This window comes from Kitasatospora sp. NPDC024654, from assembly GCF_055559155.1.
This window is the reverse complement of the sequence record NZ_JBVHLF010000063.1, coordinates 1-6,305: the sequence shown is the minus strand read 5'-3', so window position 1 is coordinate 6,305 and position 6,305 is coordinate 1. Positions and strand designations below refer to the sequence as shown.

Annotated in this window: 5 protein-coding genes; all 5 read left to right on the top strand. The window is 71.5% G+C overall.

What is annotated here, in order from left to right; genetic code table 11:
* Positions 1–153: 153 nt before the first annotated feature.
* The 5 genes from ACZ38L_RS28580 to ACZ38L_RS28560 all read left to right on the top strand — a co-directional run bounded on the left by ACZ38L_RS28580 (position 154) and on the right by ACZ38L_RS28560 (position 6,179).
* Positions 154–1,416 carry a cytochrome P450 gene (locus ACZ38L_RS28580; RefSeq protein ID WP_465698565.1) on the top strand — a complete coding sequence of 421 codons (1,263 nt, stop codon included), beginning with the start codon at positions 154–156 and terminating at the stop codon, positions 1,414–1,416.
* 10 nt (positions 1,417–1,426) lie between these two features.
* A complete protein-coding gene (locus ACZ38L_RS28575) occupies positions 1,427–2,647 on the top strand; it encodes a cytochrome P450 family protein (protein ID WP_465698563.1) in 1,221 nt (406 codons plus the stop codon).
* Positions 2,648–2,803: 156 nt separating this feature from the next.
* Entirely contained in the window at positions 2,804–4,183 is a 1,380-nt protein-coding gene (locus ACZ38L_RS28570) for an ABC transporter substrate-binding protein (RefSeq protein WP_465698561.1), read from the top strand.
* Between the two features lie 50 nt (positions 4,184–4,233).
* Positions 4,234–5,241, top strand: a complete 1,008-nt coding sequence (locus ACZ38L_RS28565; RefSeq protein WP_396566066.1) for a carbohydrate ABC transporter permease — start codon at positions 4,234–4,236, stop codon at positions 5,239–5,241.
* Positions 5,238–6,179, top strand: coding sequence for a carbohydrate ABC transporter permease (locus ACZ38L_RS28560; protein ID WP_465698558.1), 942 nt, complete (start codon positions 5,238–5,240; stop codon positions 6,177–6,179). The genes ACZ38L_RS28565 and ACZ38L_RS28560 overlap by 4 nt, the downstream gene beginning before the upstream one ends.
* Positions 6,180–6,305: the final 126 nt, after the last annotated feature.

Here is a 6,305-nt window from a genome sequence, read left to right as displayed (position 1 = left end):
TCCCACCCAGTCTCCCCGTCCGTCCGCCGCCCCCCCCCCCCCTCCCCCCCCCCCCCCCCCCCCCCCCCCCCCCCCCCCCCCCCCCCCCCCCCCCCTCCCCGCCGCCCCCTCCGGCCCTGCCGCCCGGGCCCGGGGAGAACAGGAGTACGTCTCGTGACCGACCCGGCGCCCACCCCGCCGCCGTCCTGCCCGGCCCACCGCGAGGCGGCCGCGCTGTACGGCCCGCGGTTCCAGACCGATCCCGCCCAGCTCTACCGCGAACTGCGCGCCGAGCACGGCCCGGTGGCGCCGGTCGAGCTGCCCGGCGGCGTGCCGGCCTGGCTGGTCCTCGGCTACCGCGAGCTGCAGCTGGTGACCAGCCAGCCCCAGCTGTTCGGCCGCGACTCCAGCCGCTGGAACGCCTGGCCGACCATCCCCGAGGACTGGCCGCTGCGGCCGATGATGGCGCCGGCGCCGTCGATCCTCTACGCCGAGGGAGCCGAGCACCGGCGGCGGTCGGCCGCGGTCACCGACGCGCTGGCCGCGGTCGACCCGTACGAGCTGCGGACCCGCTGCGAGGAACTGGCGGACCGGCTGATCGACGAGTTCGCCGGCCGCGGCGAGGCCGACCTGGTCGCCGAGTACGCACAACGGCTGCCACTGCTGGTGCTCTGCTGGATGCTCGGCCTGGACGCCGACCAGACCCCGCTGCTGATCAGCGGGATGCTGGAGATGCTGGACGGCGGGCCCACCGCGCAGCGCGGCGCGCAGCGGCTGCTGACCGTGATGTCGGAGCTGGTCGAGGCCAAGCGGCAGCGCGCGGGTGCCGACCTCACCTCCCGGCTGCTGGTCCACCCGGCCGGACTGACCGACGAGGAGGTCATGCGCGACCTGCGGGTGGTGCTGATCGCCGGCCACCAGCCGACCGCCAACTGGATCGGCAACACGCTGCGGCTGATGCTCACCGACGACCGCTTCGCGGCCTCGCTCTCCGGCGGCCGGCGCAGCATCGCCCAGGCGCTCGGCGAGGCGCTCTGGGAGGACACCCCGACCCAGAACTTCGCCGGCCGCTGGGCCGTCCGGGACACCCTGCTCGGCGATCGGCAGATCGCCGAGGGCGACCTGCTGCTGCTCGGATTCGCCGCCGCCAACACGGACCCGGCGGTCCGGCCGACGGGCGGCGCGCCGGCCGAGGGCAACCGCGCGTACCTGAGCTTCTCGCACGGGGAGCACCGCTGCCCGTTCCCGGCCCAGGAGGCGGCCGAGGTGATCGCCGGCACCGCGATCGAGGTGCTCCTGGACCGGCTGCCCGACCTGCGGCTGGCGGTCGCCGAGCACGCCCTGGTCTGGCGGCCGTCGCCCTGGGTGCGGGCGCTGGTGGCGCTGCCGGTCTCCTTCACGCCCGGCCATCTGGTCGGTCCCGCCGCGTACTCCTAGGAGCTGTCGGATGAGCACACCGCCCACCCCCGAACCGTTGCGCCTCGACCCGCTCGCCCGCGACGGCGCGGCCGAGGGCGCCCTGCTCCGGGCCGCCGGCCCGGTGGCCGCGGTGCTGCTCCCGGGCGGCGTGCCCGCCTGGGCGGTCACCCGACACGCCGTCGCCCGGGAACTGCTGACGGACCACCGGTTGGTCAAGGACGCCCGGCACTGGGCCGCCTACCAGCGCGGGGAGGTGCCGAGCGACTGGCCGCTGATCGGGCTCGCGGTGCCCGGGCCGAGCATGGTCACCACCGACGGGGAGGAGCACCGGCGGCTGCGTGCCCTGGTCGCGCAGGCCTTCACGCCGCGCCGGGTGGAGCTGCTGCGCCCCCGGGTCGAGGCGGTCACCGCCGGCCTGCTCGACGCGCTGGCCGCGGGCGAGCCGGAGGTGGACCTGAAGACCGCCTTCGCCTTCCCGCTGCCGATGACGGTGATCGGCTCGCTGCTCGGGGTGGACGAGGCCGACCACGGCTACCTGCGGGAGCTCTACGAGCGGTTCTTCGGCAGCGTCCCCGACCCGGCCGGGATCCAGGCCACCATCGCCGCCCTGAACGCCTTCGTCGGCGACCTGGTCCGGCAGCGCCGGGAGCGCCCGGGCGATGACCTGACCAGCGCGCTGCTCGCCGCCGACGTGGCGGGGAGCGAGCTGACCGACCAGGAGGCCGCGGCCACCCTTCGGGTGATGATCGCGGCCGGGCACGAGACCACGGTCAACCTGATCAGCAACGCGGTGCGGGCGCTGCTCGGCCACCCCGACCAGCTGGCGCTGGTCCTGGCCGGGGAGGTGCCGTGGTCCGCGGTGGTCGAGGAGTCGCTCCGCTGGACGCCGCCCACCACCAACTTCCTGTTCCGGTTCGCCAGCGAGCCGATCGAGGTGGGCGCGGTGGTGGTGCCGGCCGGCGATCCGGTGCTGATCTCGTACCACGCGATCGGCCGGGATCCGCTGCGGCACGGCGACACGGCCGAGTTGTTCGACGTCACCCGTGAGCCGAGCCGGCACCTCTCGTTCGGCCACGGTCCGCACGTCTGCCCGGGCGCTCCGCTGGCCCGGCTGGAGGCCCAGGTGGCGTTGCCCGCGTTGTTCGAGCGGTTCCCACGGCTGGCCCTCGCGGTGCCGGACGCCGAACTGCGTTCCAGCGCCTCGGTGGTGGTCAACAGTCTGCGGGAACTGCCGGTCCGGCTGCGCTGACGGCCCGGGCCCGGGGAGAATCCGCGGACCGTTCTCTTGGCGCCGGATGGCCGGTGGGTTAACGTCTTCAATCCAGACGCCCTGCCCGACTTCCTGTTCACGATCTCCGGTACAGCGCGACGCCCCGCCGTTCGCCCCAGGCCGCAGGAGAGCGCCTTGACCGTCAGGATGAGTGCCAGGTTACGTGATCGACTGCTGGTGGTCCCCGCGCTGCTGGGCCTCGTGCTCGCCGCCGGCTGCTCCAACAGCTCCGGCGGCGGTGGCAGCGCGAGCGGGGTGCCGACGCTCACCGGGAGCTGCGCCAAGTACCAGCTCTACGCCGGGCACGCGGGCACCAAGGTGACGATGTTCGCCTCGATCCTCAGCCCCGAGTCGGACTCGCTGGAGAAGTCCTGGGCCGAGTTCAGTTCTTGTACGGGCATCACCATCTCCTACGAGGGCTCCAACGACTTCGAGTCACAGCTCCCGGTGCGGGTCTCCGGCGGCAACGCGCCCGACCTCGCGATCATCCCGCAGCCCGGACTGCTGGCCCAGATGGTCAAGACCGGGAAGGTCGTCAAACCGCCGGCCCAGACCGTGCGGAACGAGAACAGTTGGAGCCCGGCCTGGAAGGCCTACGGCTCGGTCGACGGCGTCTTCTACGCGGCGCCGATGAGCGCCAACATGAAGTCACTGGTCTGGTACTCGCCCAAGGCCTTCGCGCAGGCGGGCTACCAGGTGCCGACGACCTGGTCCGACCTGATGGCACTGAGCGACAGGATCGCCAGGGCCGGTGCGGCCGACGGCAGCAAGCCGTGGTGCGGCGGGATCGGCTCGGGCACCGCCACCGGCTGGCCGGCCACCGACTGGCTGGAGGAGGTCGTCCTCGGCAGCTACGGCGGTGACGTCTACGACCAGTGGGTCAGTCACCAGGTGAAGTTCAGCGACCCGAAGATCATCTCGGCGATGCAGACGGTGGCCGGCTGGATGCAGAACCCGGCCTGGGTCAACGGCGGCATCGGCGACGTCAGGTCGATCGCCACCACGACCTTCCAGGACGCCGGCGCGCCGATCCTCACCGGCAAGTGCTGGATGCTGCAACAGGCTTCGTTCTACGAGGCGCAGTGGCCCAAGGGCACCACGGTCGGCCCGAACGGTGACGTCTACGCCTTCCACCTGCCCGCGGTGAACCCCGCGATCCCCGACCCGGTCGAGGGCGGTGGCGAGTTCGTCACGGCGTTCTCCAGCCGGCCCGAGGTGCAGGCGGTGCAGGACTACCTGTCCACCGCGGACTGGGCGAACAGTCGGGTGAAGGTCGCGCCGGGCTGGGTCTCGGCCAACCAGGGCGTCGACAGGAGCCTCTACACCGACCCGATCGACCAGCTGTCGGCGGCGGCCCTGACCGATCCGAAGGCCACCTTCCGCTTCGACGCCTCGGACATGATGCCCGCCGCCGTCGGCTCCGGGCAGGAGTGGAAGTCGCTCACCGCCTGGTTCGCGCAGGGGGAGTCGATCAAGCAGGTGGCCAAGGACATCGACGCGTCCTGGCCGCAGTAGGTCCGGTCCGGTCCCCGTTCCCCGCCCGCCGTAGGAAGGACAGCCGCCGCATGCCGGTCACCGGATCCCAGCTCGTCGCCTCCGCCTGGAACGACGCCGCGATCAAGCTGGGCAACAGTGCCGGCGCCATCGCCGGCTTCCTGGGCATCCTGCTGGTGGTCTTCTTCGCCGCCGGCCGGGCCACCGGACGGTTCGGACGCCCGCTGGCCATCGTGGTGTTCCTCGGCCCGGCGCTGCTGCTGCTCGTGGTCGGGCTGGTGGCGCCGCTGGTCCGCACGGTCTATCTGAGCCTCTTCAACGACGACAGCAGCCACTTCGTCGGCGGTCGCAACTACGGTTGGGCGCTGACCACCGACACCATCCACCAGGTGCTGCTCAACACCCTGCTGTGGCTGGTGGTCGCCCCGCTGGCGGCCACCGCGCTGGGCCTGGTGCTGGCCCTGCTGGTCGAGCGGATGCGGTGGCAGTCGCTCTACAAGTCGCTGATCTTCATGCCGATGGCGGTCTCGCTGGTCGGCGCCAGCATCATCTGGAAGTTCGTCTACGAGACCCGGGACACCGGCCAGCCGCAGGTCGGCCTGCTCAGCCAACTGGCGGTCTGGCTGGGCTGGAAGAACCCGCCGAACTGGATCCTCTCGCACCCGCTGAACGACTTCCTGCTGATGGTGGTGATGGTCTGGGTGCAGACCGGGTTCGCCATGGTGGTGCTCTCCGCGGCGATCAAGGCGATCCCGGACGAGGTGACCGAGGCGGCCCGGCTGGACGGCGCCCGGGGGCTGCGGCTGTTCTGGTACGTCACGGTGCCGATGATCCGCACCACGCTGGTGGTGGTGCTGACCACCGTCATGATCGTCACGCTGAAGGCCTTCGACATCGTCCGCACCATGACCGGGGGGAACTTCGGCACCCAGGTGCTGGCCAACGAGATGTACTCGCAGTCCTTCGTGGAGTTCAACGTCGGCCGGGGCAGCGCGCTCGCGGTGATCCTCTTCCTCGCGGTGCTTCCGCTGGTCGCCTACAACATCGTCCAGTTGCGCAGGGAGCGGGCCACCAGATGACCAGTCAGCCAGCGCTCGGGTCACGTCCGTCGCCCGCCGTCAAGGCGGTCCGGCGTTCCTTCAGCGGACCGCTCGGCTCGCTCTTCGTCATCGTGGTGACCGTGCTCTGGACGATCCCCACCCTCGGCCTGCTGGCCACCTCGCTTCGGCCGCAGCAGGACGTCGCGAACAGCGGCTGGTGGACCGTCTTCAGCCACCCGGACCTGATCCTCTCCAACTACCACACGGTGCTGTTCGAGGGCGGTTTCGGGGTCAGCGGCGGACTGATGCCGTACCTGGTCAACTCGCTCGCGATCAGTGTGCCGGCCACGGTCTTCCCGCTGGTACTGGCGGCGATGGCCGCGTACGCGCTGGCCTGGGTCCGGTTCCGGGGCAGTGACACGCTCTTCTTCCTGATCTTCGCGCTGCAGGTGGTGCCGCTGCAGATGGCGCTGATCCCGCTGCTCCAGCTGTTCTCCGGAGGCGCCCACCTCGGCTCGGTCACGATCCTGCCCTCCTTCGACCTGAGCGGGACCTACGCGCCGGTCTGGCTGGCGCACACCATGTTCGCGCTGCCGCTGGCGGTCTTCCTGCTGCACAACTTCATCTCCCAGCTGCCCCGGGACCTGATGGAGGCGGCGATCGTGGACGGTGCCTCGCACTTCAAGATCTTCCGGTCGATCGTGCTGCCGCTCTGCGCCCCCGCGCTGGCCTCCTTCGCGATCTTCCAGTTCCTCTGGGTCTGGAACGACCTGTTGGTGGCGCTGACCTTCGCCGGCGGCACCCCGGAGGTCGCGCCGCTCACGGTCCGGCTGGCCCAGCTCTCCGGCTCCTTCGGCGACCACTGGGAGCTGCTCACCGCCGGGGCGTTCCTGTCGATCATCATTCCGTTGATCGTCTTCTTCAGCCTGCAGCGGTACTTCGTGCGCGGGCTGCTCGCGGGGTCGGTCAAGGGCTGAACCGGCTGGTACGCCCGGGCCGCCCGGGTCACTAGTGCTGCTCCGCGTTAATTCGTGGAGGGGTGTTGATCAAGTGGCCGGGCCGCCGAGGTAGAGGCCGCAGGCACAGTCGAAGCAGTCCTCGGG